The organism is Haloarcula sp. CBA1129 (assembly GCF_008729015.1).
Taxonomy (GTDB): domain Archaea; phylum Halobacteriota; class Halobacteria; order Halobacteriales; family Haloarculaceae; genus Haloarcula.
Genome location: NZ_RKSM01000001.1, coordinates 2,612,393 through 2,637,947 on the forward strand (window position 1 = coordinate 2,612,393; position 25,555 = coordinate 2,637,947).

22 protein-coding genes are annotated in these 25,555 nt (G+C 65.6%); 7 read left to right on the plus strand and 15 right to left on the minus strand.

Features of this window, described 5'->3' with window-relative positions:
- Positions 1 to 87: 87 nt before the first annotated feature.
- Complete coding sequence (gene dgoD, locus Har1129_RS13225; protein WP_151101084.1) at positions 88 to 1,263, minus strand: galactonate dehydratase; 1,176 nt, start codon at positions 1,261 to 1,263, stop codon at positions 88 to 90.
- 209 nt (positions 1,264 to 1,472) lie between these two features.
- Positions 1,473 to 2,357 carry a ketopantoate reductase family protein gene (locus Har1129_RS13230; protein ID WP_151101085.1) on the minus strand — a complete coding sequence of 295 codons (885 nt, stop codon included), beginning with the start codon at positions 2,355 to 2,357 and terminating at the stop codon, positions 1,473 to 1,475.
- 89 nt (positions 2,358 to 2,446) lie between these two features.
- On the opposite strand from Har1129_RS13230, the gene Har1129_RS13235 reads away from it, so the two are divergent.
- The gene (locus Har1129_RS13235; RefSeq protein WP_151101086.1) at positions 2,447 to 3,001 is read left to right on the plus strand and encodes a hypothetical protein; all 555 of its coding nucleotides are present in this window, start codon (positions 2,447 to 2,449) and stop codon (positions 2,999 to 3,001) included.
- A 2-nt stretch (positions 3,002 to 3,003) separates the two neighbouring features.
- On the opposite strand, the gene Har1129_RS13240 is transcribed toward Har1129_RS13235, so the two are convergent.
- The 3 genes from Har1129_RS13240 to Har1129_RS13250 all read right to left on the minus strand — a co-directional run bounded on the left by Har1129_RS13240 (position 3,004) and on the right by Har1129_RS13250 (position 5,908).
- Positions 3,004 to 3,306 (minus strand): rubredoxin-like domain-containing protein, encoded by a 303-nt coding sequence (locus Har1129_RS13240; protein WP_151101087.1) that lies wholly within the window; start codon positions 3,304 to 3,306, stop codon positions 3,004 to 3,006.
- A gap of 110 nt (positions 3,307 to 3,416) precedes the next feature.
- Positions 3,417 to 4,625, minus strand: coding sequence for a homoserine O-acetyltransferase (gene metX / locus Har1129_RS13245; protein WP_151101088.1), 1,209 nt, complete (start codon positions 4,623 to 4,625; stop codon positions 3,417 to 3,419).
- Positions 4,622 to 5,908, minus strand: coding sequence for an O-acetylhomoserine aminocarboxypropyltransferase/cysteine synthase family protein (locus Har1129_RS13250; protein ID WP_151101089.1), 1,287 nt, complete (start codon positions 5,906 to 5,908; stop codon positions 4,622 to 4,624). The genes metX and Har1129_RS13250 overlap by 4 nt, the downstream gene beginning before the upstream one ends.
- 143 nt (positions 5,909 to 6,051) lie before the next feature.
- Here Har1129_RS13250 and Har1129_RS13255 point away from each other — a divergent pair, with 143 nt between their 5' ends.
- Positions 6,052 to 7,005 (plus strand): MoxR family ATPase, encoded by a 954-nt coding sequence (locus Har1129_RS13255; protein WP_151101090.1) that lies wholly within the window; start codon positions 6,052 to 6,054, stop codon positions 7,003 to 7,005.
- 4 nt (positions 7,006 to 7,009) lie between these two features.
- Here Har1129_RS13255 and Har1129_RS13260 read toward each other — a convergent pair whose 3' ends face one another.
- Genes Har1129_RS13260 through Har1129_RS13280 form a run of 5 tightly spaced genes read right to left on the minus strand, consistent with a single transcriptional unit; the run spans position 7,010 to position 13,810 of the window.
- On the minus strand, positions 7,010 to 7,399 hold the full coding sequence (locus Har1129_RS13260; RefSeq protein ID WP_151101091.1) for an SHOCT domain-containing protein: 390 nt from the start codon (positions 7,397 to 7,399) through the stop codon (positions 7,010 to 7,012).
- 45 nt (positions 7,400 to 7,444) lie between these two features.
- On the minus strand, positions 7,445 to 9,058 hold the full coding sequence (locus Har1129_RS13265; RefSeq protein WP_151101092.1) for a hypothetical protein: 1,614 nt from the start codon (positions 9,056 to 9,058) through the stop codon (positions 7,445 to 7,447).
- 2 nt (positions 9,059 to 9,060) lie between these two features.
- Positions 9,061 to 10,449, minus strand: coding sequence for a DUF58 domain-containing protein (locus Har1129_RS13270; protein WP_151101093.1), 1,389 nt, complete (start codon positions 10,447 to 10,449; stop codon positions 9,061 to 9,063).
- A gap of 2 nt (positions 10,450 to 10,451) precedes the next feature.
- The gene (locus Har1129_RS13275; RefSeq protein WP_151101094.1) at positions 10,452 to 11,051 is read right to left on the minus strand and encodes a hypothetical protein; all 600 of its coding nucleotides are present in this window, start codon (positions 11,049 to 11,051) and stop codon (positions 10,452 to 10,454) included.
- Positions 11,051 to 13,810, minus strand: coding sequence for a transglutaminaseTgpA domain-containing protein (locus tag Har1129_RS13280; RefSeq protein WP_151101095.1), 2,760 nt, complete (start codon positions 13,808 to 13,810; stop codon positions 11,051 to 11,053). The genes Har1129_RS13275 and Har1129_RS13280 overlap by 1 nt, the downstream gene beginning before the upstream one ends.
- A 234-nt stretch (positions 13,811 to 14,044) precedes the next feature.
- Here Har1129_RS13280 and Har1129_RS13285 point away from each other — a divergent pair, with 234 nt between their 5' ends.
- The 4 genes from Har1129_RS13285 to Har1129_RS13300 all read left to right on the plus strand — a co-directional run bounded on the left by Har1129_RS13285 (position 14,045) and on the right by Har1129_RS13300 (position 17,753).
- Entirely contained in the window at positions 14,045 to 15,388 is a 1,344-nt protein-coding gene (locus tag Har1129_RS13285; protein WP_151101096.1) for a right-handed parallel beta-helix repeat-containing protein, read from the plus strand.
- Between the two features lie 57 nt (positions 15,389 to 15,445).
- Positions 15,446 to 15,721 (plus strand): hypothetical protein, encoded by a 276-nt coding sequence (locus Har1129_RS13290; protein WP_151101097.1) that lies wholly within the window; start codon positions 15,446 to 15,448, stop codon positions 15,719 to 15,721.
- 95 nt (positions 15,722 to 15,816) lie between these two features.
- Positions 15,817 to 16,752 (plus strand): ABC transporter ATP-binding protein, encoded by a 936-nt coding sequence (locus Har1129_RS13295; RefSeq protein ID WP_151101098.1) that lies wholly within the window; start codon positions 15,817 to 15,819, stop codon positions 16,750 to 16,752.
- Positions 16,749 to 17,753 carry an ABC transporter permease gene (locus Har1129_RS13300; RefSeq protein ID WP_151101099.1) on the plus strand — a complete coding sequence of 335 codons (1,005 nt, stop codon included), beginning with the start codon at positions 16,749 to 16,751 and terminating at the stop codon, positions 17,751 to 17,753. The genes Har1129_RS13295 and Har1129_RS13300 overlap by 4 nt, the downstream gene beginning before the upstream one ends.
- Positions 17,754 to 17,825: 72 nt before the next feature.
- Here Har1129_RS13300 and Har1129_RS13305 read toward each other — a convergent pair whose 3' ends face one another.
- The 5 genes from Har1129_RS13305 to Har1129_RS13325 all read right to left on the minus strand — a co-directional run bounded on the left by Har1129_RS13305 (position 17,826) and on the right by Har1129_RS13325 (position 24,769).
- Entirely contained in the window at positions 17,826 to 20,024 is a 2,199-nt protein-coding gene (locus Har1129_RS13305) for a PAS domain S-box protein (RefSeq protein WP_151101100.1), read from the minus strand.
- A gap of 198 nt (positions 20,025 to 20,222) precedes the next feature.
- Entirely contained in the window at positions 20,223 to 22,298 is a 2,076-nt protein-coding gene (ligA, locus tag Har1129_RS13310) for an NAD-dependent DNA ligase LigA (protein ID WP_151101101.1), read from the minus strand.
- A gap of 139 nt (positions 22,299 to 22,437) precedes the next feature.
- Positions 22,438 to 22,707, minus strand: coding sequence for a HalOD1 output domain-containing protein (locus Har1129_RS13315; protein ID WP_151101102.1), 270 nt, complete (start codon positions 22,705 to 22,707; stop codon positions 22,438 to 22,440).
- Between the two features lie 187 nt (positions 22,708 to 22,894).
- Positions 22,895 to 23,998, minus strand: a complete 1,104-nt coding sequence (locus Har1129_RS13320; protein ID WP_151101103.1) for an alanine--glyoxylate aminotransferase family protein — start codon at positions 23,996 to 23,998, stop codon at positions 22,895 to 22,897.
- A 297-nt stretch (positions 23,999 to 24,295) separates the two neighbouring features.
- Positions 24,296 to 24,769, minus strand: coding sequence for a hypothetical protein (locus tag Har1129_RS13325; RefSeq protein WP_151102148.1), 474 nt, complete (start codon positions 24,767 to 24,769; stop codon positions 24,296 to 24,298).
- Positions 24,770 to 24,906: 137 nt separating this feature from the next.
- On the opposite strand from Har1129_RS13325, the gene Har1129_RS13330 reads away from it, so the two are divergent.
- The gene (locus Har1129_RS13330; protein WP_151101104.1) at positions 24,907 to 25,533 is read left to right on the plus strand and encodes a hypothetical protein; all 627 of its coding nucleotides are present in this window, start codon (positions 24,907 to 24,909) and stop codon (positions 25,531 to 25,533) included.
- Positions 25,534 to 25,555 lie beyond the last annotated feature (22 nt).

Consider the following 25,555-nt stretch of genomic DNA (forward strand, 5'->3'; position numbering starts at 1 on the left):
GCGCGGGATATGAGCCCTTTCCTTTGGTGTGTGTCCGTACTGTCACCACACAGTCACCGATAAGCGAGGCGGGGAATCGCCGCCGGACTACCACTCGGCGACGCTGCCGTCGTCGTGTCGCCAGACCGGGTTGTGCCAGTCGACATCCTGCTGGGCCTGCTCACGGACGAACGACTCGTCGATCTCGATGCCGAGTCCGGGGTCCGTGGGCACGGTGACGAAGCCGTCCTCGTAGTCGAACACTGACGGGTCGGCCAGATAGTCCAGCACGTCAGTGGTCTCGTTGTAGTGGATGTCGATGCTCTGCTCCTGAATGAGTGCGTTAGGCGAGCAGGCGTCGACCTGCACACACGACGCCAGCGCGACCGGGCCGAGCGGGCAGTGAGGGGCCATCGCCACGTCGTAGGCCTCGGCCATCGACGCGATCTTGTAGACCTCGGTGATGCCGCCGGCGTGGGAGAGGTCCGGTTGGATGAGGTCGACGGCACCGTTCTCGAACACCTCCTTGTAGTCCCAGCGCGAGTACATCCGCTCGCCGGTCGCGATGGGAATCTCGGTGTGGGCGGCGATAGCCGGCAGGGCGTCGTTGTGCTCCGGGAGGACCGGTTCCTCGATGAACATCGGGTCGTACGGTTCCATCGCGGACGCGAGGCGCTTGACCATCGGTTTCGTGACGCGACCGTGGAAGTCGACGCCGATGTCGACCTCGGGACCGACGGCCTCCCGGACCTCACGCAGGCGCGTCGCGGCCGCCTCGACCGTCGCGGGGTCGTCGATGCGCTCGATTTCCGGCGTCGCGTTCATCTTCAGCGCCGTGAACCCGGCCTCGACCTGCTCGCGGGCGGCGTCGGCCACGTCAGAGGGCTCGTCGCCGCCGATCCACTGGTACACCCGAATCCGGTCCCGGGCCTGACCGCCCAAGAGCTGGTGGACCGGCGCGCCGAGTTGCTTCCCTTTGATGTCCCACAGCGCCTGATCGATGCCGGCGATAGCGGACATCAGGACCGGGCCGCCGCGGTAGAAGCCGCCGCGATACATCGCCTGCCAGTGGTCCTGAATGTTCTCGGGGTTCTCGCCGATGAGATACGCCTCCAACAGCTCTTCGACGGCCGCGCGCACGGTGTGAGCCCGGCCCTCGACAACGGGTTCGCCCCAGCCGACGGTCCCGTCGGCCGTCTCCAGACGGAGGAAGAGCCAGCGCGGCGGGACCTCGAACAGTTCGTAGTCGACGATGCGGTTGCCACTCGCGTCGTCCGCTGTCATTCCAGTGGCCCCCTCGTGCCATGCGAACCGGTCCCGCCAAGAGCACTACGCGGCGTTCCGGGCCCCATTCCGTCGGTCTGTGGAGTCATGTGAGACACACATAGGAGACGTGTATATAGTCGTTGTGTGATTCCAGAACAGCCGTGTGCCGCTCTTGCGTTGACTGGTACGGTAACCGCCGTCCATCGTGCCGGGACCGTCACGATTGCTTATTGCTCGCGGTATCGCTCCCACGTACGGACGAGACGGGCAAGCGTCTCGTTCACGGGGGCTGGCTCTCTGGCGGTGTCGGCGACGTAGCCGTTGATAGCGTCTATTTCTGTCTGGTGGCCGGCCGAGATGTCCTGATACATCGACGAGTGGTTGGCGGCGGTGTCGTCAACGACACGCTCGACGAGCGATACCGCACGCTCGTCCGAAAGATCGATGTCCTGCTCACGGGCGACGGCGGCCGTCTCACGGGCGGCGTCCGCGGCGACGGCGTCGGCCGGCGAATCGGCGAGCGCGCCGTTCGCCACGCGAGCGAGCGCCGTCACGGCGTTGATGCCGGCGTTTACGGCGAGTTTCTCCCAGAGGCGGGTCGGCATGTCGGCGGCGACGGTCGTTTCGAGACCGGCCGCACGGAACGCGGTCCCGACATCGTCGGCAACCGCGGACCGGCCGCTATTGCGGTCCCCCAGCACGATGTCACCGCGACCGGTGAACGCGACGGTGCCCGGTTCCCGAAGCCGTGCCCCGTAGGAACACGTCCCTGCGAGCACCGGACAGTCGATTTCAGCGGCTAACCGCGCCTCGTTTCCCATCCCGTTCTGCAGTGAGAGGCAGGCATCGAGCGTGCAGTCCGCGAGGTCCGCCGCAACGGCGGCGGTGTCGTAGGCCTTGACCGTCACTACCGCGAGGTCGGCGCTGGCCGGAACCGTCGTCTGTGCGCTGGGGTGAACCCGGAACTGCTCTGTTCCGACGACGGAGAGGCCGTCTTCGGTGACACTGCCCACGTGTGGCTCCCGTCCGACGAGTGTCACATCGTGTTCCCGGGCGAGCAGGCCACCGACGAGACTGCCGAGGCTCCCGGCACCGACGACGACAATATCCATACCGACGAGCAGGGACGGCCCGGACAAAAACCTACCACCGGCGTGGCGGAATCAGCACGCACTTGCCTGCGAGCGACGAACAGACGGGCATGGGCGATTCCGACGACGCTGCGGCGGTAGTTCGGGCCATCGACGAGATCGGCATCGACCGGCTGACCGAGACAATTGTCGCGGCGTGGGAGGGACTCGGCGGCGTCGAACCGGGACCGAGTTGGCCACAGGACGAAGCCAGACACCGGTTCGAACTGTCCGCCCCCGATGAAGCGGTCGGGCTGGACCTGTTTTCGGCGGTGCTGGATGCATCCCCACGAACCCCCACAGAAGCGTTCGTCCACCTCGGGCTGGGGCGACGAGACAACCCCGGTATCGAACGGTTCGCTGTCGAGACTATTGCGGACCACACTGAGGTCTCGGCCACCGACACCCACACGACCGGGACGGTGCCGATAACGGCGGAGACGTTCGACGCACTGGCGCGAGTCCACGGCGAGACGCTGGTGTACGCGGTCGTCTGTGACGACGACGGGCGGGCGATTCTCGAGCGAGATTGGACGACGCTACGGTTCTCGCTTCCGCCGTCGGCCGCCGAAACCGTGCGGGAGACAGTCGGACCGGCCGACGCCGAGCGGTTCGAACAGGTGTAGTTTCAATCCTCCTGCCAGTAGTAGATGTCCTCTTTCTGTGCGCCACAGGACGGACATTCATCGGGAATATCCTCTATCTGGCCCATCTCGCCACATTCCCAGCAGCGCCACATCAGTTCTGCCTCACCGGCGGCCCCGGCGCTGAGATGCTCGCTCGACAGCGATTCGATGCCGTCCTCGACCGTGACGTAGAAGCCGTGTTCGTCGAACCCGCGGATAGTCCCGAGTTCGTTGCCGTCCTCGTCGTACACCGTCTGTCCGAACGAGTACTCCTCGCTTTCGATGTTCGTGGTCATGTCAGCCATACATAGGGACAGACGTGTCGGAATGTGTTAAATGCTACCGTGAAACAAAGCATGCATGATTGACGAGGCGAAACCGAACCAGCCAGTCGGCGGCTGATACGCCCGCGTCGCTACCGCGAGAACAGGCTGTTGTGGACCGGCGCGAAGTCGCTCTCCTGACTGTCTTCGACTACCGAGTCGGTCACAGCCTTGCCGTCGACCCCCGCGTCGAGGAAGTCAGACAGTGGCGGCCCGACGTTGTCCGGTTCGACGAGGAACGCGTCGTGTCCGTGGTCGGAGTCGATGACGTGGTGGGCGACGTTCGCGTCGGCGTCCCGGAGCGAGTCGGCCAGCGCCTCCGCCTGCTGGGAGGTGAAGTGCCAGTCAGCAGTAAAGGACATCACCAGCGCGTCACCGTCGAAGGCCGCCAGCGCGTCAGCGTCGGACTCGAACCCCGCAGCGAGGTCGTAGTTGTCCATCGCCCGCGTCAGGTAGAGGTAGCTGTTGGCGTCGAAGCGCTCGGTGAATTTCTCGGCGTTGTAATCGAGATACGACTCCACGTCACGGTACGGGAAAAAGGCCCCCGCGGCGTCGGTGGGGAACGTACGGACGGCGTCCCGGCCGGCGGCGCGACGACCGAAGCGGCGCTCCATCGACGCCTTCGAGAGATACATGACGTGGCCAAGTTGGCGGGCCAGCGCCAGCCCGTCGCTGGGCGGGTCGTCGTCCTCGCCGTAGTAGTGGCCCTGATTCCAGTTCGGGTCGGTCGTGATGGCCCGGCGGGCGATAGCATCGAGCGAGAGACACTGTGTGTCCAGTCGCGCGGCGGCAGCGATTGGGACGATGCGGTCGACGTGGTCCGGATGTCGCTTGGCCCATTCGATGACGTTCATGCCGCCGACGCTACCGCCGACGACGGCGTGGAGGTGTGGAATCCCGAGTTCGTCAAGCAGCGCCCGTTGGGCCTCGGTCCAGTCAGTGACGGTGACCGGCGGGAAGTCGGTGCCGTAGGGCTCTCCCGTCTCCGGGTTCTCGCTTTTCGGCCCCGTCGAGCCGTAACAGGAGCCCGGCACGTTCGCACAGACGACGTAGTACTCCGTGGTGTCGATGGCCTTCCCCGGGCCGACGATGTCGTCCCACCAAGCGCGGGCCTGATCGGCGCTGTCGACCCGGTCGCGGCCGGCGACGTGGGCGCTGCCGGTCAGCGCGTGACAGACCAGCACCGCGTTGTCGCCGTCGAACTCCCCGTAGGCCTCGTAGGTGAGTTCGAGGTCAGGAATCGTCTCCCCGCAGTCGAACTCGAACTCACCGAGCGAGATGGTGTTGTGTTCGACGTTCATGTGACTCGTTCGATTGTGTCGTCGATGTCTGTGATGATGTCTTCTGCGTCTTCGATGCCGACGCTGAACCGGATGAGGTCCGGCGTGACGCCGCTGGCGCGCTGTTCCGCCTCGCTGAGCTGGGCGTGAGTGGTCGATGCCGGATGGATGACCAGCGTCTTGGCGTCGCCGATATTGGCGAGGAACTGCGCGAGCTCCGTCTCCTCGCAGAACTGCCGCCCCGCGTCGAAGCCGCCTTCGAGGCCGAACGTGACGATGCCGCCGAACCCGCCAGAGAGGTACTGCTGTGCCAAGTCGTGGGTTTCGTGACTCTCCAGCCCGGGATAGGTGACCCAAGCGACCTCGGGGTGGTCGTCAAGGTGCTGTGCGACGGTCATCGCGTTCTCGCAGTGGCGCTCCATTCGCAGGGAGAGCGTCTCGGCCCCTTGGAGGGTCGCCCAAGCGTCGAACGGTTTCTGGCCGTCACCGAGCGAGCGGAGGGCACGCTGTCGGGCGGCGACGGAGAAGGCGCGGTCGCCGAAGGCCTCGGAGAAGTTCTTGCCGAAGGCCTCGTTCTCACCGCCAAGTTCCGGGAACTTCTCGGGGTACTCCGCCCACGGGAACGAACCGCCGTCGACGAGGACGCCGCCGACAGTCGTCCCGGAGCCGTGAATCCACTTCGTCGTCGACTCCCAGAGGAGGTCCACGCCGTGGTCGAGCGGATTACAGAGCGCCGGCGTCCCGAACGTGTTGTCGACGAAAACAGGGACGCCGTGGTCGTGCGCCACTTCAGCGATCTCCTCCATCGGCGGAACCACGAGCGAGGGGTTGCCGATGGTCTCGAAGTGGACGTAGGCCGTGTCCTCGTCGATGGCCGCGGCGTAGGCGTCCGGGTCGAGCGTGTCGACGAACCGCGTCTCGATGCCGCGGCGATTGGCGGCCTTCGAGAAGTACGAGTGGGTGCCGCCGTAGATGGACGAAGCCGTCACGATGTTGTCGCCGTTGGCTGCGAGAACGAACGTCCCGGCGTCGAGAGCAGCCATCCCAGACCCTGTCGCGACGGCGTCAGCGGCGTTCTCCAAGGACGCGATGCGGTTTTCGAGCATCCTGACGGTAGGGTTGTCAAAGCGCGAGTAGACGTTGCCGTCGTCCTCCAGCGCGTACCGGTCGGCCGCGGTGTCGGCGTCCTCAAAGACATACGACGAGGTCTGATAGATGGGCGGCGCGCGCGCCCCTGTGACCGGGTCCGGCTCCTCCTGACCGGCATGGACACAGCGCGTCCCGAATCCGTAGTCGTTAGTCATGTGCAGTATGCATATATCTCTAGCTATCTATAACTCAGAGTTACGGCAATACTCTCTGATTGTGATATTCTGACATGGTCTCGGTCCGCCCGCCGGCGAAACCGAGGGAGAGGGTATTTGTCGATGGCTGTCTTCACGCCGGTATGGACCACGACACTGCCGGGCGGACGAGCCGGCAGGTTCTCGATGCTGTCGGGGACGCTGTCATCGCCGACGACCGCTTCCTCGAAACCGTCATGACCGGGATTCTCGCCCGGGGGCACGTCCTGCTGGAAGACGTGCCGGGCACGGGGAAGACACTCACCGCCCAGTCGTTCGCAACGGCGCTCGACCTCTCCTTCAAGCGGGTGCAGTTCACCCCGGACCTGCTGCCGTCCGACATCACCGGCTCGAACGTGTTCAACGAGGCCACCGGCGAGTTCGACTTCCAGCCCGGCCCCGTCTTCGCCAACGTCGTTCTCGCGGACGAAATCAACCGCGCACCGCCAAAGACACAGGCCGCGCTGCTTGAGGCGATGGGCGAGAAGCAGGTGACCGTCGACGGTGTGACCCACGACCTGCCCGAGCCGTTCTTCGTCATCGCCACGCAGAACCCCGTCGAGCAGGAGGGGACCTTCGGCCTGCCCGAGGCCCAGCGGGACCGCTTCATCGTCAAAACGTCGATGGGGTATCCCGACTTCGGCGGCGAGCGCGAACTCATCGACCGGCGGGCCGACCGGACCGCGCAAGCGCCAAGCGTCACGAGCGTCATCGACGGCGACCGTCTCCCGGCGCTCCAGCGAACCGTCGAATCAGTCACCGTCGACGACACGCTCCGGGACTACGTCGTCGAACTCGGACGGGCCACCCGCGAGGACGACCGCGTCGAAGTCGGTGTCTCTCCACGGGGCATCCAGCGACTGTTCGAAGCCACCCGCGCCGCTGCGGCCCTCGACGGCCGCGACTACGCCGTCCCGGACGATGTGAAAACCGTCGTCGAGGAGGCGTTCGCCCACCGACTCGTGCTGACCGCTGACGCGGGTGTCCGCGGTGTCGACCCGGCGACCGTCGTCGACGACGTGCTGGACAGCGTCGAAGTACCGGCCGTCAGTCCCTAGATTCTCAGGTTCGTTCGGTCTCACGCTCCCGCACCGCCGCGCCGTCCGCAACATCCTCCAGCGTCTCTGTTTCGAGCAGTCGCTCCAGTTTCCGCTCGAACTGGTCGTCAGTCAGTTCTCCCTCGGCGTACCGGCGGCGCAGGCGTTCGAGCGGTGTTTCGTCGCCAGCATCGCGCGACGGCGCTGGGTCCGCCTCCTCGATATCTTCCTCCTCGTCCGGATCACCGTACAACAGTTCCGTCAGCGGGACGATCACGACGTAGCCAACGAGCAGCGCCGCGAGCCACCACTCCTGTCCGGTGAGGAGAGCAACGAGCCAGAACCCGGTGACCGCTAGAGAGGCGAGTTCAGTCACATTGTCTCTGGCTCGCTCCAGCGGGGACTGGTCGGTCATACTGCTGGCTTGTCACCACGCCACAATGGATTGTTCGGTGCAGTCCTATCGTATCGCAGCCACCAGCGCCAGCACGGCGACGAGACAGACCACGAGGCCCGCCATAGCGACCGATGGCTCGACAGCAATAGCGCCCCGGGCGACGCCGGCCAGACCCAGCGTCGCCGCCGCGCCGACGCCGCCGACCGCGACCGTTCCCCCGGTGTGGACGAGTTCTGTGCGACGCGTCGCGGCCTCGGTACCGACTTCGCGGCCCATCGTCGTCCCGAAGGAACCGGCGTCCCAGACGACGACTGCACCGACCAGACCCGCGAGCACCAGCCACGTCGGCGCCGAAAGCGTGGCAGCGAAGGCGCTCGCACCAAACAGCCCGGCCGCGGCGAGCGTGATGCCGGCTGTCTGCTCACGCAAGTAGTTTGTCGCCAGCGCCACCCATAGCTGTCCAGTCGCGCTGATGACTGAAAACAGCGCCACGACGGCCAGCGCCAGCGTGACGGTCTCGGGACCGTACACGTCCAGTATCGGAACGAGGAACTGCTCGACGGTCGCCGCGGCCGGCGTCGCCCGGAGCGCCGTTTCGATGGCATCGACTGCCGGCCCTGCGACCGCTACCGCGGCGAGCGTGATGACGCCGCCGCCGACGTACGGCGCGAGGACGGTCCCGACGCGGTCGGCCGAACTCTGGACCGTCCGCCGGAGGAACCAGACGGCCACCGCGACGGCTGTCCCGCCGAGGGCCAGCCACCAGAGAACGCCCCGGAGGCCCGGTGCAGCCGTGACTGCGACGAGGGGGTCGTACAGCCCGCTCGGAAGCGTGCGGGTGAGGAACTGCTGGCCGAGAGTCAGTTCGATTAGCCCGGCAACCGGCACAATGAGTAAGGCGAGCAGTTCCGTCCATCGGATGGTTCGCAAAACGGTGTTGACGGTCCCGTCGATGGCGGGGGCGTCGCTCGTTTCCGGAACGAGTTCGGCCAGCGGTAAGGCGTCAAGGCCGCGGGTCAGCGCCGCAGCGGCGAGTGCGACCAATAGGCTGAAGATGGCAATATGCGTCCGTCCGGGAACCGGGTCGAACACCGGGTCCAGAACCCGAGTGAGGACGTCACCCGTCAGCTGCTGGACGCCCGGTGTCCCGGCGTTGGACTGCAAGAAGTCGACGGCCCCCCGCGCGAACAACACGAGGGCAACGGCGAACGGAACGGCGGTCGTCCGTACGACGACGCCACCGTATGTCTCGACCCGCTCAATGTCGACGATGCCGCGGGTGGCCGCAGTTGCACCGAAGACGGCGGTCAGGCAGCCGAGGACGACAACCACCTGCGATACCAGCGTGACAACTGCCGGTCGGACGCCGGCCTGTGAGGCAACGGGGAACAGTTCGGCGCCGAGCGAAACGACCGCGCCGCCGGTGGCGACCGAAAGCCCGACGGCGACCGGGAGCGCGAGGACGCTAGCCAGAACGGTCCCGACCGCCTGCCAGCGGTCCCAGCCGCTCAGCCACAGCGATAGCGCTAGCAGACCGCCAGTGGCCACACCGACGAGCGCGGCCCGGTCGGCACTCACGGTTCCCAGCAGACCCGCGACCAGTAGCGCTGTCACGCCGACGACGGTCGCGAAGCTGGTCCGTGGCATCCGGGACGGGAACGAGCTTGTGTCCTCCATAGTTACACGCTGAACAGGTCCGCGAGCGAGGCGCGGAGCGCCACATCGATTGGGCTGTCGAGGTCCCAGTCGATAACGGTCGCGCCGGATAGTTCAGCCCGCTGGAGGCGAGCAGTGCGTTCGGTGCCTGCGACAGCTGCACCGAGTGAGTCCCCGCGGGCGAGCGACGGACTGACCAGCGTCGTCGGGTAGTCACGGACCGCAAGCGACGACACCAGCGAGACGGGCCAGTCGTCGGCGGCCGGCGAGAACACGACCACCTGCGCGGTCGGCGGGAGCCGAGCGAGCACTGCGAGCAGGTCCGGGTCCTCGATGGTGCCGCCGTCGGCCGTCGTCACCTTCGCAGCTCCGCCCCGGGGCTGCTCTGGAGAGGCGTCCCCGGACACGTCAGCGACACTGGCCGCGTCGGCGTCCGACTGCCGGGCCGCGGCACGGCCAACGCTGTCGAACAGCTGTCTCGCGTGAGCGGCCGCGTGGCCGCCCGAGGCGTCAACCCACGCCAGTCCGTCGGGACCGATCCCGCCGGGGACATCAGAGTCAGCGAGCCCCACAGCACAGACGCTCGCGACGACGCTAGTCCGGGAGAGCGCGTCGAACAGGCGCTCGGCAGCATAGGCCGACAGTTCGGCTCCGGTCGGGAATCCCGGTTCCGGCGTCACGCGGGCCGGTGGCCGCGCATCGACGACCAGCACCGTCCTGACGGCCTGTTCCTCCCGGTAGTCGATGGTGGTCAGCTCGTCGGTCTTGGCGTAGCGCCGCCAGTCGATGCGGTTGACCGGGTCCCCGGGCTGGTAGCTCCGCGTCGAGTGGAACTCCAGCCCGCTCCCCCCAGTGTCGGTGGGAAGCGTTCCCGCTCGCGGGAGCGTCGCGTCGGCCATCGGCACCTCGGAGACGGTGTTCGAGCACGTCAGCGTCCCGTCACCGGCGACGGGCAGGTCGACGGTCACTTCGTCGCTGGCCGACAGCGTCCGCACCCGCACCGCGGCGGCGTCGAACGTGTAGGTCCCCCGCTTTGCCATCACAGCATAAGACAGCGTCGCGCTCTCGTCAGGCCGCAACGAGAGACAGCGCCGCGGCGACCCGTCGACGACCGCCAGTTCCTCGGGCACGCCGTCGATGACCCGCACGTCGGTCAGCGAACTGCTACCGGTGTTGGTCACGGTGAGTTCGACCGCGACCGGTTCGCCCGGCGTCGGCTGGGCGTCGGAGACGGAGCGTGCTGCTTGTAAGTCAGTTCCCGCCGGCACCCGCGAGAGCGCACCGTAGGCGACGTAGGTGAGCGGGATTGCAGTCGCCGCGAGCAACAGCGGCTCGGCAGTCAAAAGCGAGACGCTAACGAGAAACAGCGCGGCTGCGAGCCCGCCGCTCCAGCGCCGCAGACGGCGATGCATTGTCAGCGCTCACCTCCCGATGCCCGCTCGATAGCGTCGACCGTCCGGCGGATGCGGCGGCGGCGCTCGCTCTCCGGGTCGAGCCACAGGCGGAGGCGAGCCAGCAGCGACTGGGGCTCCGTCGGCGAGAGCATCGCCGCCGCGACGGCGTCGTCGGTCCACGTCCCCGCGCGGACTGCTTGATGAGCGGACGCCTGTGAGACGCCGGCTCCAATGGCAGAGGCTGTCGTCGCCGCCGCAGTGAGTCGCTCGGTGACCGTGTCCATCGCCGCGTCATCGCCCGCAACCGCGTCGTCGATGGCCGCGTCGATGTCGGCGGCGACCAGCCGACTCTCCGTCGCCGTCACGGCTTCCGGCGGACTGTCGACGGCCACATCGAAGGTGGTCGGCGAGCCACCGCCGAGAAGCCCACCGAGCCAGCCGGCAAGGACCGCACAGACGCCGACGGTCAGACTCCCGACGAGGAGGGTGGTCGTCGGGGCAACACGACCGAACACGGCGACCAGCGACTCGCCGGCGACCGTCGGCACGAAAATCAGAAAGACAGCGACGGTGGTCGCCAGCAGCCCTCCAGTCCCGAACACGACCGTTCGCAGGCGCATCAGGGCCGCTCCTCCGTCGTGTTGTCAGTGTCGTCGGTTGCCTGTGCCTCGATGGTCCGAATCGCATCCTCGACGGCCGCCACGTGCTCCTGTGGGTCCCGCTGGCCGTACTCAACCGCCCGGAAGGCGTCCCGGACTGTCCGAACCGCGGCCGGCGGGAGGTCGTCCCGTTCAATGGCGTGGGTCGCGATCTCCCCGGGCGTCCGCGTCCAGTATCGCCGGAGCGAGACGTGGGTCAGGAAGCGCGTCCACGCCTCGCGGATGGTGACCCGAGCTGCGGACGTTTCGTCGTCCCCGTTCGATGCTGTCGCTGAGACGGTCGCCACCGCTCCGGTGGCAGCGTCTTCGGCCGCTGAAAGGCGTGCAGTGACCCACGCTCGCAATGCGTCGAGCAACGCCGCCGGCGACCGGTGGCCGGCGAGCAGGTCCCGGAGCGCTGTGACAGTGAGTTCGAGTCGTGTTCGGACGCGGCCCAGCAGACCATCGGCCACCACCGCGACGCCGACGAGCGCCCCGACGGCGAGTTCGCGTGCGGCCCGCACCCATCCCCAGACTGTCCTCGGCGTGACGTTCCGTCGACGAGCGCCGACGACCGTTCCAGCGATGAGGACGCCGAGAGCAACCCCGACTCCCGCGGCGTTGACAAACAGGCCGCCAATCGTCGTCGTTGCCGTCTGACCGTACTTCGAGACGGTAATCTCGGTACTGGCCGCGAACGGCAGACCGACCGTCACCTGCCCGGCCGCGCCGGTCCGTGCTGTCGGCTCCCCGCCGACTGCGACTGTGGCGTTCGTGGCCGGGTCCCCGCCCATCGTTGCGTTCACCGTCTGGCCGGCCACGGGCAGGGACAGGGGCAGCGTCGGTGACGTTGCCACGGAGAGCCGTTCGAGCACGACGGTCGTGTTCCCGCTGACAGCGTCTCGCTCGACGGCAATCGAGACGTTGCCGGGCTCGGTCGGGAGCGTGACCGCTGTACGGCCTTGGCGGTCCGTCGTCGCCACCTGCTTGCCATCGAGCAGCACATCGCCGTCCCGTACCGGCACGCCGTCAACAGTCGCGGTGACAGTCACCTCGCCGCCGGTGACCTGCTCGCCGGTGACGGTCACCGACGCGCTGGTGTTCAGTTCGTAGCTCGCGTTCGTCGATTGCTGGGCCTGCGGGTCGGCAACAGCAAACGAGCGGTCGCTGACACGCGGGACGGCTGGAACAGCGAGGGCGGCTTCGTCACTCGCTGAGTCGACAGTGATCGTCAGTTCGTCTTCGTAGGGGACCGTCCCTGAAACGGTGCCGTCCGGCCCCGTCGTTCCGACCGGCTCGCCGTTGAAGTACACGTCCGCGCCGTCGACCGGTGCGCCGTCGCGGGTCACCGTTGCCGCCACCGCCGCGCCCGGTGTCGCCGTCCGGTTGAGTTCGATAACGTACTCGCCGGACTGAGAGACCGTCCCGCCGTCGCCCGAGTCGCCGGCTCCGTCGCCGTCACCGGTCCCGTCTGCACCCGCCTCGGTGCCCTCGGTTGCATCGCTCTGTGACTCCTGCCCAGCCCCGTCAGTCGGGGCTTCGGTCTGTGGCTCGTCCGTCGGCGTCCCGACGGCGAACTCCTCGTCAGGGCTGCCGGACTCCGACGCGCTGTACCCCTGACTACTGTTTTGCATCGCCTGCTGTTCGGACGCCAGACGCTCCCGGCCCGGCGTCGGATCGAACTGCACCCAGCCGACGCCCTCGAAGTACACCTCGACCCACGCGTGGGCGTTCATCCCGCGGACAGTGTACTGGTTCTGGCCGGTCTGTTCGCCGGTCGAGTAGCCGACGACGTAACGCGCCGGGATATCCTGACTCCGCAGCATCACCACCATCGATGTAGCGAAGTACTCGCAGTACCCCTCGTCCATCTGGAAGATGAACTCCGAGGCCACGTCGTCCTCGGGGGGCTGGCTGACATTCAGCGAGTAGTTCTTGTTCGCCTCCAGCCACTGCTCGATAGCCGTCGCCGACTCGTAGGGCGAGCCGCTGTCCTCGGTCAGCCGGTCGGTGAACGGCCCTACTTGCGCCGAGGTCGACGCCGGCACGTTCGTATAGCGCGATTCGATGGCGTCAGGGTAGTCGCGCCCGCTCGTCCGTAGCACCGCCGGGTCGTCGGGGGGCGTCACGCTGGTCGCGCTGTAGGTCGTGCCGGCGGGCAGCGGCCGCTCGGACGTGACCGCGCCGTACTCGGTGACCATCACATTATCGCGGGACACCGATTTCGGCCGCCAGACGGTCGGCAGCGACGTGGCGGATTTGGCCAGTTGCACCTCGTAATCGACTGTCGTATCGGCCATCCCGTCGACCGCCATCGGCCCCTCGTAGGCCTGCGGGGCCGCGCGCCCGTCCCACCCCGTGCCGGTGTAGGTTTCGTACGCGCCGGTCCGCCAGTACGCCGGTTCGGAACTCGTGACAGTGAAATGTGGCTCCGTGTCCTGTGACTGGAACGGGCTGTCGCCGCTGTCGAGCGACCCGCCCACACTGGTCTGGCTCCCCGGGTTCAGCGCGCCGAGTTGCCCCCCGCTGCCGCCGGTCGAGGTCCCCCCAGCCTCCCCGAACGGGTTCTCCTGTGGGAGCGGCACAAGTGACTCCATCGGGCTCTGTGACCCACTAGGCGCGAGAATCGGGAGCGTTGCCGTCGCCAGCACTACGGCGACAACACACACGGCAGTGAGCAGGACCCGGAGAGAGTCCCGGTCTGCCGATACATCATCGAACGGCGAGTCGTCGGAGACCACGTCGGATTACCGTATCGTCCCGGCGCTGTCGGCATAAATCTGCTGTCAGCGGCGGAAAGAGTGAGACCAGACGTCGCGTTCTGGAGACGAAAGTATCCTGTCGCCATCACCCGAGCACCCAGAGAGTCACCAGTCGAAGTCAGCAGGGCCGGACAGTTCAGGTATTGACGGGTACGTACGGGTCAGACCGCTATTATAAGCGGTTATTGCGAGCGGCCGGGCAGCCGTCCATACATGACTGTTGACAGAAATAGTGGTAGTACCGGGTCACAGCAGTCGGACTGGCGGGCGACACGTCGGTCCGTGCTGTCGAGTATCGGTGCCGCGGCGGGCATCGGACTGTGCAGCGGCACCGGGCAGGCACAGGCGAGCACTAGACTGACGGGGACAGGGGCAGTGTATTTCGTCACGACCGGAGCAGGCCAGTCGAACGGCAGTGCGAACGGAAACGGAAACAGGACGAAGTACCTAGTGCTCGATGGCGGCCGCGGCAGCGTCGCGTTCTCGACCGGCGGCACTGCCGACGAAGCATTTCAGTATGCCTTCGACACCATGCCGGACAGCGGCGGGACTGTTATCGCGAGCGCTGATACCTTCCGCTTTGGCGGGCCGGCGACGATGGGCGACAACACCACACTGACCGGACAGCAGGGAACCCGTTTCGTCGCATCGCAGACGGGGACGGACGAGGACCCCGCGCCGTCGGCGTCACAGTCGAACCCGCTGCCGGCCGGCCACGACCTCATCCGCGTGCGCGGTGACAACGCCGCCGTCACCGACATCGAGTTCGACGCCAACGGGACCCAACTGAACAATCAGGCCATTCAGGCAGATCAGTGCGACGGCGTCTACGTCGCCCGCAACCGGACGGTGAACGGCTTCCAGATGGCGCTGTCGTTCACACGGTGTACGGGTGTGACGGTCGAACACAACGAGGTCGTCAACCCGAACTGGTACGGCATCACCAGCCGGGCCGCACCGACCGGCAGCGGCCGGGACCTGCGGCAGTCCAACGATGTAGTCATCGCCGGCAATCGCGTCGTCGGTGTGAAGTTCAACAACATCGCCCCGTACAACGTCTCGAACTTCGCCGTCATCGGGAACGTCGCCGTCGACGGCGGCCACAGCCTCATCGCCTGCTCGCCAGCTCAGCGCGGGACCATCGTCGGGAACGTCTGCCGGGACCTGACCGAATTCGCGCCCGACCCCGGCGGCGAGGCGGGCATCGAAATCGAGTACAAGGAGACACATCTTCGGGAGGAGGTAGCCGGGACTCCCAAAGCCCGGTCGGCCGACATCACGGTCTCGGGCAATCAGGTCGACAACTGTCCGGTCGGCGTCCTCGCGCGAACCGTTCCGGCAGACGCGGATGACACCGACGTACGAGCCGAGAAGCGTCCGTACAGTTTCACCATCACGGGGAACACGGTCAGCAACGCATCGGCGGCCGGCATCCGACTCCGTTCGGGCGACGCGGGCGTGGTCGCGACGAACACGGTTCGGAACGCCGAGACCGCAATCGACATCGACGAGGAGTTCACCGCGAGCATCGAGCAGGGACTGAACGTGACCCGGTAACGGCGGTTCAGGAGGGGGTTGTAAGATATAAACCGCCGGCCTGCAAACGGTACGGCAATGACTGACGACGAGGAGACGGTCCAGTGCTGGCTGGTCGAACGCTCTAGTTTCGGCGACGAGCGCATGGTGACGCTCATCTACGCGCCCCCGGCGGGCGACCGCCACCTGACCAAACAGCTCTCGCCGAATCTACTCAGGCGCAAGCGGATTACGGCGGCCATCGACGTCGAGCCGGAGCGACTCGAACCCGTAAACGACGAGGAGACACAGGAACGCTACGCGACGGAGGCCCAGCGGATGGCCGAGCGCCACGACCCAGACGCCGAAGTCTGAACGGCCGTTGTGGCGGCCAGAGTCCGCGCGTCGAGTGTTTTGATTGATATTTGGAACACGAAAGACTATACACGCGGCCGTCACAAACCGGCCGTATGGCAGCGATAGAATTGGATGGCGTCACCAAGCAGTTCGGGAGCCTCACCGCACTGCAAGGGGTCGACCTCACCGTCGAGGAGGGCGAAATCTTCGGCTTCCTCGGCCCGAACGGGGCCGGGAAGTCGACGACTATCAATATCCTCCTTGATTTCGTCCGCGCGACCGACGGGTCGGCGACGGTGCTCGGCCACGACATCCACGAAGAACCGAAGAAAATCCGTGCCCGCACTGGAGTCCTCCCCGAAGGCTACGACGTGTACGACCGGCTCACCGGTCGTCAGCACCTCTCCTTTGTCATCGAATCGAAAGACGCCGACGCCGACGCCGACGAACTGGCCGAACGGGTCGGCATCGCCGACGCCATCGACCGCAAGGCCGGCGGCTACTCCAAGGGGATGCAACAGCGCCTCGTGCTGGCGATGGCGCTCGTCGGCGAACCCGATCTCCTCATTCTGGACGAGCCGACAACCGGACTGGACCCCAATGGGGCCCGGCTGATGCGGGAGCTCATCCGCGAGGAGAACGAACGCGGCGCGACCGTCTTCTTCTCCAGCCACATCCTCGGTCAGGTCGAGGCCGTCTGTGACACGGTCGGCATCCTTCAGGACGGCCGTCTCATCGCGAAAGACAGCGTCGCGGGGCTGCGCGAGGCCGCTGCCGGAGACACCGTCCTCCGTGTGACGCTTTCCGACGGCGACGGCACCGACGCCGCAGTCGCGGCTATCGAGGGGCTCGACGAGGTGTCGACCGTGACTGCGGACGGGACCACGCTCACCGTCGGCTGTGACAGCGACGCGAAGATGGGCGTTCTCAACGCTGTCGAGGAAAGCGGGAGCGAGGTCGCCAACTTCGAGACCGAGGAAGCTTCGCTCGATGAAGTGTTCGCCGCCTACACCGAGCAACAGGAAGAGCAGGCGGAGGTCGACGCATGAGCGCCGAACAGAACCCCGTCAAGAAGTTCCTCGGCGACGTCGACACGAGCATCAAGAACTCCGAGTTCGCCGACTGGTACCCCATCTCGAAAAAGGAGTTCCGTGACACGGTCCGCTCGCCGTGGATCTGGGTCCTCTCGCTCATCTTCATCGTGCTCTTCGCGCTCCCGGCGGTGCTGGGCCTGTATTTCAACATCGGCCAGCAGTTCGCCGAGGCCGGAGCGTCGCTGACGACGGACGCATACGTCCGCTTTGCGCTGCCGATTGCAGCACCGCTGCTTCCCGCTGTGGCAATCGTCATCGGCTACGCTGCAATCGCCCGTGAGAGTGAGCGTGGCTCTCTGAAAATACTGCTCTCGCTCCCATACACGCGCGGTGAACTACTCGCCGGCAAGTTCGTCGGCCGGAGCGCCATCACGCTTATCCCGGTCACGGTCGGGTTCCTGACAACCTTGCTAGTGTTGCTCCCGTCGGAGATCGAGATTGCGTGGGAGTCGTTCCTGCTGTTCGCGCTCGCCACGATGGCATACGGCGTCGTGTTCACGGCGTTCGCTATCGGCCTCTCAGCGGCGATGAAGACCGCTCGGCGGGCGATGGCGGCGTCGCTCGGAATCTACGTGTACCTGCAGGTGTTCTGGTCGAACCTCGGGGCAGGCCTCGGAAACCTGCTATCGGACCACGCGAACATCGGCCAAGTGACTCAACTTCACATCGAACTGTTCGTCTCGCTCCTGAGCCCCATCGCGGCGTACCGCACGCTCGTCCAAGAGGTATTACAGGGGTCGCCGATCCGCTCGCGGCTCCTCCTCACGTCGAGTCCGCAGGTGACGTGTGAGGAAATGCTGGGTGGCACACTCGAAGTAACGCAGGCCGGTGCCGAGTGTACCAACGCCGCCTTGCCGCCTCAGTACAGCACTGTCGCAGTTATCGGCTACCTGCTGCTGTGGCTGGTCGTCCCGCTGGTCGCCGGCTACTACGTCTTTGAGAACAAGGACCTGTAGCAATCGGTCGCCGTTCCGAAGATTCTCCGTAGTACTGTAGGGGAGCGGCCGCTGTCCTTCGCGGGGACCACGTCACTCGAGGAAGTCGACACCGATGATCTCGAACCGGGCACCCCCATCTTCGCTGTCGGTAACACGGATCTCCCACCCGTGGGCCTCGGCGATTTGTTTGGCGATCCGGAGCCCGAAGCCGGTCCCGTCGTCAGCGGTCGAGTAGCCCGGCTCAAGCACCCGCTCGCGCTCATCGGCGGGGATGCCCGGACCGTCGTCAGCCACGTAGAACCCGGGTCTGTCGTCGAGATGGCCGACCGAGACGGTTACCGACGGGCCGGCGTGTTCGGTCGCGTTTCCGAGGAGGTTCTCGAACAGCCCGGACAGCCGGTCGCTATCGGCCTCGATAGTCCAGTTCCGCTTCTCGTCGGCCACGTAGCGGAGCTCCGCGTCGTCGGCGTTGTCCGCGGCAATCCGCCAAGCAGCGTCGGCCGTCTCACGGAGGTCGAGAGGCTCAGTCTCCCCGATATCGACCCCTTCCCGCGCCAGTTTGAGGACGTCATCGACGATATCGTTCATCCGGCGGACGGCATTGTCGATTGACTCCAGATGCTCGCTGTCGCACTCCTCCTGAGCGAGCATCAGTCGGCTACCGGCCACTTGCAGCGGGCTCCGGAGGTCGTGAGAGACGACGTTGACGAACTCTTCCAGACGCTCGTTCTGGCGGGCCAGTTCCCGTTCGCGCTCCTTGCGCTCGGTGATATCCCGAAAGGTCCACAGCCGGCCGAAGTGTGTTCCGTCCTCGCCGACGACAGGTGCCGTGTAGCGGTCAAACACCCGGCCGTCGGCGAGCTCGATTTCGTCGCGGGAAGTCATCTCGGGGTTGTCATACAGGGACTCGACCGCCGCGCGGACCGCCTCCGGCTCGGCGAGTTGTTCCACCGCCCACTCGAGCACGGCCGCCTCGTCGCCGCGTTCGACGATGTCCTGTGGGATGTCCCACATGTCGATGAAACGGTCGTTGTACCAAGTGATGGACCGGCTCTCGTCGGCCACGAGGATTCCGTCGATCACCGCCTCCTGTTGTGCCTTGAGAATCGACCGCTGTTTAGCGAGCTCCGTCTCACGTGCCCGCTGTTCCGTCACTTCGCGGGTGACGGCGACCACGCCCGTGACCTGCCCATCGACTTCCAGCGGCGTGAGGCGGTACTCCAGCACCTCGTACCCGTGGCCGGAAAACTCGCCGCTCACCACCCCGCGAAGTTCGTCGCGGTCGCCGTCGATCAGCTCTTGGTATGGGTCCCCCTCGTGCTCGCTCCGGATCTTGGGCACGAGCTGGCTCGACTCGCCTTCCAGCTCGGCTCTCGTCGTCCCGTAGAACGAGGCCAGATGCTGGTTGACGACCTCGAATCGCCCCTCTCTGTCGTAGATACAGGCCGACTCCTGCATCGTGTTCACCATCCGCTCGTACCGTCGCAGCTCCTGTTCTCGCTCCCGCAGGTCGGTGACGTCGGTTATGAACCCCTCCAGAGCGGCCGGATCATCAGCCGCTCTAGGTACCCGGTGCCCGCGTTCCCACATCCACTTTGTGGTGCCGTCTGCAGTGATAATCCGATACGTGACCTCGAACTCGCCGTCGGCCGCGAGCGCCTCTTGGACCGCCTCCCACATCCGGTCACGGTCCTCCGGATGGAGTACGTCTTCGCCCCAAGTCACCGCCCCGGTTTCGAAGTCCGCCGCCGTGTAGCCGGTGAGGGGTTCGATTTCGCCTTCGACGGTCTCCATCGGCCACCCCGACGTGTTCAGACAGCGATAGACCATGCCCGGGAGGCTACTGATGAGCGATTCTAGCCGGCGAGTTCGCTCGTCGAGCTTCCGCTGGGACCGATGCGCGTCGACAGCGTTGTGGATCCGGTTCGCGAGCAGTGCGTACCGCTCGGTGTCCGAGCCCTTCTGGAGGTAGTCGGTCACGCCCGCAGAGATCGCATCGCTCGCGATTTCCTCGGACCCTTTCCCGGTGTAGAGAATGAACGGGTGCTCCGGGTGGCGGTCGCGAACGGCTTCAAGGAACTCGATCCCGGTCTGTCCGGGCATGTCGTAGTCCGAGACGATGCAGTCGAACTGCTCCGCAGAGAGTCGCTCAATCGCCGTCTCGACACTCGTCGTCGTCTCGACGCACAACCGGTCGTCCTCGTGTTCCAGCAACGCCGCGGTCGTGTCGGCGACGTTGGCATTGTCGTCGACGTGGAGAACGCGGACCGACTCACGAGAGAGGTCCATGTTTCATCATCTCTACTGCTTGGGCGTACGCGAACAAATAAATACGGGCGAGACGGGATAGGCAGTGAAACGAGCAGTCGTTTCGGGGACACTCCCACGTTGGCCGCCGGCTACTGGAGCCGTTGAAGCTCAATTGACACGCAACCGCACGACAGCAGTGCGATTGGTATCACTTGTTGTGAGACACAGCCGGGACCGTCACAGCACGCCCGTCTCTTGGAGTAGGGCCTCGAATTCGGCTTCGTTGAGCGTTTCAACGTCGTTTTCTTCCGCGTCGTCCTGTTTTCGCTGGCCGGGGTTGTCACCGAGTACCAGATAGTCCGTGTTGCCGGAGACGCTACTCGTCGCCGACCCGCCGTTTCGTTCGACCAGTTCCTGTGCGTCGCTGCGGGTGTACCCGTCGAGTGAGCCAGTGAAGACGAATGTCAGACCCGCAAGAGTGTCGCCGCCCGTCTCCTCGGCGGCCCGTGGGTCGACGTGGTCGAGCAGGCGGTCGATGACGGCGCGGTTCCCCTCGCCCTCGAAGAACTCCACGATGGAGCGCGCGACGGTCGATCCCACGTCAGGCACGGTCTCGAACGCGTCGGTGTCGCCCTCGTCGGCGACGTCCAGTATTGCCTCGAACGTGCCGAACTCTTGTGCGAGATTTCGTGCGGTGACGGTGCCCACTTCGGGGATACCCAGCGCGACGAGGAAGTCCGCGAGCGGTGGCTCACGGGCGGCATCCATCTCCGTGACGAGGTTCCGGGCGCTGGTCTCGCCCCATCCCTCCAGTTCTGTGAGGTCCGCAACGGTGAGTGCATAGAGGTCCGCAGGGTCCGAGACGAGGCCGGCATCGAGGAGTTGCTGGACGGCCTTCTCGCCGAGGCCCTCGATGTCCAGTGCGTCGCGGCTGGCGTAGTGTTCGACGCTGCGCTCGCGCTGGGCGGGGCAGGTGAGGCCGCCGGTGCAAAAGGCCATCGGGCCGTCGTGCTCGACCGGACTGTCACAGGCCGGACAGGTATCCGGGAACGCGAAGTGGCCGTCGTCGTCATCGTCGAGCACTTCGACGACATCCGGGATGACGTCGCCGGCGCGCTTGATGCGGATGCGGTCGCCCACGTCGACGCCGAGGTCGGCGATGAGCGAGGGGTTGTGCAGTGAGGCCCGCGAGACGGTGACGCCACCGACCTCGACCGGGTCCATGAGCGCAACGGGGGTGAGCCGGCCGGTCCGACCGACCTGCACGACGATGTCCCGTACTGTCGTCTCCTCTTTCCGGGCCGGGAACTTGTAGGCGAAGGCCCAGCGTGGGGCCCGCGAGGTCGCTCCCAGTGCTTCGCAGGCGTCCATGTCGTCGACCTTGATGACGACACCGTCGATTTCGTAATCGAGGTCGTCGCGGGCCTGCTGCTGGTCGTTTCGGTAGCTGATGGCCTCCTCAATATCATCGACGACGGCAGTTCGGTCGCAGACTCGCAGTCCCCACTCGGGGAGTCGCTCGTGTATCCCGCTGTGGCTCTCGAAGTCGACCGAGGCGTCGAGGACACCGAAGAAGAACACGGAGAGGGGACGCTGCGCGGTCACGGACGGGTCGAGTTGGCGGAGCGTCCCGGCGGCGGCGTTGCGCGGATTCGCGAACGGATCCTCGCCGCGCTCGACGCGCTCGCGGTTGAACGCCGTGAAGGCGTCCCGCGGGATGTACACCTCGCCGCGGACGGCCAGAAAGTCGGGGTACTCGCCGCGCAGGCGCTGTGGGACGCTGGCGATAGTACGGACGTTCTCGGTCACGTCCTCGCCGACCGCGCCGTCGCCGCGGGTCGCCGCCCGCTGGTAGACGCCGTCCTCGTAGACGACCTCGACAGAGAGCCCGTCGAACTTCGGCTCGCAGAAGTACTGCACGTCGCCGTCGAGGCTGGTCCGAACCCGTCTATCGAACTCCCGCACATCCGCTTCCTCGCCACCCTGATCGATAGAGCCCATCCGGGCGACGTGCTCGACATCGGGGAGTTCGTCCAGTGGCTCGCCGCCGACGCGCTGGGTCGGACTGCCGTCGGTATCGAGGTCGAACGCCGATTCAAGTCTCTGGAGCCGGGTAAACAGCGCGTCGTAGGCCCGGTCGCCGATGACCGGGTCGTTCTCGACGTAGTACCGGTAGTCGTGGTAGCGGAGCGCCTCCCGCAACTGGTCGGCTTGCTCGCGGGCGGTTTCGGCGTCGATGTCCTCAATGGGCTCGAATGCAGTCCGTGGATCGGAGAGATAGGGATTCTCAGCGACGTCCTCGGCAGTGGTCATGTTGAAGGAGAGTTGCGTCTCGCGTACAAAAACGGCTCTGCTCCGGATCTCGAGGAAGCAACAGACGGAAACAGAGTGTGAGTGTTACTGACGTCGCTGCAATCCGTTACGACGGGACAGATAGTGCAGAGACCGCCAGCTACCGGCCGATGCTGGCGCTTGGTGCCTTGATGACGAGTTCGCCGTCGCTTCGGACAGTGACCGAGTGACCGGCATATTCAAATGAAATACTGACAGGTGTCGAGCGGTGCGAAGAGTCGATGATCGAGTCGAGCGCTTCGGGGTCCACAGTCTCGTACAGCGGCGCGAAATCAGTCTGTTCCCGACCGGTCATGGCGGAGATGTACTCAGTCACTGCTGCGCTCGGTCGCGTCTCACTCCAGTCGAACTGTTTTCTGGTCACATTCATTGGTCCTGAAGAATCGCTGTTACCGCTCTGCCTGTTGCTTTTACTCATATGGTTCGTCTATCTACATCAAAGTAGCAAACAGTAATATAGTCTTCCCAGCATTATCAAACTGTGAAAACGCCAGCGTGTAGAGCCGATTCGCCCCAAATCAGTCCACAGCCCCGATATTCGTCGGTTATTATCTGAGTTACAGGTCTGCGACGTCTTCGATTGCGTCGGTTAGTTCCTTGATGCTCTCGACGGTGTGTTCGCCCATGTGTCCGATGCGGAAACTCTCCTCACTGATGTCGCCGTAGCCACTAGAGAACACCATGTCGTACTCCTCGGAGACGGCTTCGACCGTCTCGGCGACGTTGATATCCTGCGTGTTCTCGATGCAGGTCACTGTCTGGGACTCATAGCCCTCCTCGGGATACAGATCGAAGTGCTCGCGGGCCCACTCGCGCGTGTACTCGGCCATCTCCTGATGGCGCTGGTCGCGGGCGTCGTGGGTCTCATCGAGCATATGCTTCATCTGTTTGCGGTAGGCGAGCATGAGCGGAATCGCCGGTGTGGAGTGGGTCTGGCCCTTCCGGTCGTAGTAGTCCAGACAGCGCTGGAAGCCGCCGTACCACGACGCCGACTCCTTCTCCAGTTCCCGCTCGTAGGCCGCATCGCTGACAGCACAGACCGCGAGTCCGGGCGGCATCGCGAAGGCCTTCTGCGTGGACGTGAAGATGGCGTCGATGCCGTGGGCCTCGATGTCGATCTGATCGCCGCCGAGACAGGAGATGGCGTCGACAATGAAGTAGGTGTCCGGGTACTCAGCGACCACGTCACCGATCTCCTCGATGGGGTTGCGGACGCCGGTCGAGGTCTCGTTCATCACTGCACCGACGGCGTCGTAGTCGCCGGATTCGAGCGCGTCGCGGATGTCGTCGGGTTTGACTGCCGTGCCCCAGTCGTACTCGACGCGGTCGACGTCCTTGCCGAGGCGCTCTGCGACGTTGGCCTGACGCTCACTGAACGCGCCGGAGGTCGGCACGAGCATACTGTCATCGACCAGATTGAGCGTCGTCGACTCCCAGAACTCCGTGCCCGACGCCGTGAGCACGATGACATCGTTGTCGGTGCCGAGGAACGCCTTCGTGTCCTCGACGATGGTGGTGTAGAGGTCCGTCATCCGGTCCATCCGGTGCCCGAACATCGGCTCGGCCATCGCCTCGATAACGTCCTCGCGCACCTCTGTCGGCCCCGGGAGATACAGCGTCTTGTCCTGATAATCGTCTTTGTATTCGCGTTTTTCGGTCACAGAACCACCTGTAGTAGGTTAACTCTCGAATCCGGGAGGCATGGTAGTTTTGATACCGGGCGAAGCGAATCACTGCGTCGTCTGACGCGGGCGGACTGCTCACAGAAAGGATGACTCAGACAGCGACTGTACTCTGCAGGAAGTATTTACCAATTGAGCAGTCACATCCGTCTATGGGCCGCCACACCCCACTCACGGACGCCCAGCGAGCGGCTGTCGCCGATAGGGCGGTCGAGCAAGTCGCCGATACGCTGGTCGAGATGCACGCCGACTCGCGGTCAGGTCACCACAAACCGCTCAGCGACGGCGATACAGGCGGACACCGTACATGACCAGACCGGCGTAAATTGCCGGGCCAATCAGAATTGTGGCGCTGATCGCAACCGCTCCGCCGAACAGATATCCGAGAAATACGTCGATAAACACAAGCAGGAAGGGAGCGAGAGCAAGTGCCTTCCCGCCGGTTCTGACCGCCGCCTCGGACGTTGACTGTGTCGCAGCAATTCCACCCACGCCGGCAACGATGAGGAGAAACAGCAGGGCGCCCGGCGGCGAGACGAGCGGGAGGGTAACCAGCGCGATACCGGCGAGGACGACACCGACAATTGTCGGCCCGTTTTCACTCTGCGCGAGCGCGTTCTGGATCCCATCGAGATCACCGGCGTTGAGCGCCGCTTCGAGGTCCGACGTGGTCTGGCTGCCGCCGGCGTCGAGGACTGTTGACCCGGTCCCGGCGTCGACGGGGCTGTCGAAGTCCCGGCCACAGTGCATACACCATGTCGCGGTCGCACTGACTTTCTCCGAGCAGTGAGGGCAGCGGGGATCGGCGGTCATACTGTCATGTTCGAGGGCGCACAGTTAGCGGTTACGGGGGGAGAATATACACGTGTCCGCAGTAAACGGGGTGTATGGATTGGGTCGCACGGGCCGAGAGCCTCCTGTACGACGGCGAGGTGATCGAAGCGGACGTTCGCCTGAACCGTGGCGGGGTCGTCGTGACGAGTCACCGCGTCCTCGTATTCACGCCCGACCGCGAGGGGTCGAACTACCGGCAGGTCGACCGCCCCAACGTCGAGGGCGTCGACGTCACCACGAGCGGCGACTGGTCGTTCCTCGAACTCGGCGTGAAGGCGCTGGTCGTCGGTATTGTGCTGGTGGCCGCCGGGATGACCGTGAGTCTTGATAGTCTCGTCGGCAACGTCTCGCTGGACAGCGGCGGTGCCGCAAGCGCTGTCGGCATCGGCGGGATGCTGGGGATGCTCCAGACGATGCTGACACTGATGGCGCAACTAGACGACCTGATGCGCCTGTTTGGCGGCCTCGCGCTGGCTTTCGCCGTCGTCGTCCTCGTGGTCTACCTCTGGAGCCGCGACCGGCTGCTCGTCGTACGCGTCGCCGGCGGTGACGACATCGAACTGACTGCACCGGACGACGAGAGCGTCGTGGCGCGAATCGAAGCCGCCATCGTCCCGGGTGCGGCACCTGCCGAGGCCGGGAACGCGGACCAACCGCCGCCCGACGACCCGCTCCCGTGACGTTCAACCCCGCCGAGCACCA

Bases quoted from the DNA above. Each gene is read 5' to 3' on its own strand.
- dgoD (WP_151101084.1), bottom strand. From the start codon at position 1,263: ATGACAGCGGACGACGCGAGTGGCAACCGCATCGTCGACTACGAACTG.
- Har1129_RS13230 (WP_151101085.1), bottom strand. From the start codon at position 2,357: ATGGATATTGTCGTCGTCGGTGCCGGGAGCCTCGGCAGTCTCGTCGGT.
- Har1129_RS13235 (WP_151101086.1), top strand. From the start codon at position 2,447: ATGGGCGATTCCGACGACGCTGCGGCGGTAGTTCGGGCCATCGACGAG.
- Har1129_RS13240 (WP_151101087.1), bottom strand. From the start codon at position 3,306: ATGGCTGACATGACCACGAACATCGAAAGCGAGGAGTACTCGTTCGGA.
- metX (WP_151101088.1), bottom strand. From the start codon at position 4,625: ATGAACGTCGAACACAACACCATCTCGCTCGGTGAGTTCGAGTTCGAC.
- Har1129_RS13250 (WP_151101089.1), bottom strand. From the start codon at position 5,908: ATGACTAACGACTACGGATTCGGGACGCGCTGTGTCCATGCCGGTCAG.
- Har1129_RS13255 (WP_151101090.1), top strand. From the start codon at position 6,052: ATGGACCACGACACTGCCGGGCGGACGAGCCGGCAGGTTCTCGATGCT.
- Har1129_RS13260 (WP_151101091.1), bottom strand. From the start codon at position 7,399: ATGACCGACCAGTCCCCGCTGGAGCGAGCCAGAGACAATGTGACTGAA.
- Har1129_RS13265 (WP_151101092.1), bottom strand. From the start codon at position 9,058: ATGGAGGACACAAGCTCGTTCCCGTCCCGGATGCCACGGACCAGCTTC.
- Har1129_RS13270 (WP_151101093.1), bottom strand. From the start codon at position 10,449: ATGCATCGCCGTCTGCGGCGCTGGAGCGGCGGGCTCGCAGCCGCGCTG.
- Har1129_RS13275 (WP_151101094.1), bottom strand. From the start codon at position 11,051: ATGCGCCTGCGAACGGTCGTGTTCGGGACTGGAGGGCTGCTGGCGACC.
- Har1129_RS13285 (WP_151101096.1), top strand. From the start codon at position 14,045: ATGACTGTTGACAGAAATAGTGGTAGTACCGGGTCACAGCAGTCGGAC.
- Har1129_RS13290 (WP_151101097.1), top strand. From the start codon at position 15,446: ATGACTGACGACGAGGAGACGGTCCAGTGCTGGCTGGTCGAACGCTCT.
- Har1129_RS13295 (WP_151101098.1), top strand. From the start codon at position 15,817: ATGGCAGCGATAGAATTGGATGGCGTCACCAAGCAGTTCGGGAGCCTC.
- Har1129_RS13300 (WP_151101099.1), top strand. From the start codon at position 16,749: ATGAGCGCCGAACAGAACCCCGTCAAGAAGTTCCTCGGCGACGTCGAC.
- Har1129_RS13305 (WP_151101100.1), bottom strand. From the start codon at position 20,024: ATGGACCTCTCTCGTGAGTCGGTCCGCGTTCTCCACGTCGACGACAAT.
- ligA (WP_151101101.1), bottom strand. From the start codon at position 22,298: ATGACCACTGCCGAGGACGTCGCTGAGAATCCCTATCTCTCCGATCCA.
- Har1129_RS13315 (WP_151101102.1), bottom strand. From the start codon at position 22,707: ATGAATGTGACCAGAAAACAGTTCGACTGGAGTGAGACGCGACCGAGC.
- Har1129_RS13325 (WP_151102148.1), bottom strand. From the start codon at position 24,769: ATGCACTGTGGCCGGGACTTCGACAGCCCCGTCGACGCCGGGACCGGG.
- Har1129_RS13330 (WP_151101104.1), top strand. From the start codon at position 24,907: ATGGATTGGGTCGCACGGGCCGAGAGCCTCCTGTACGACGGCGAGGTG.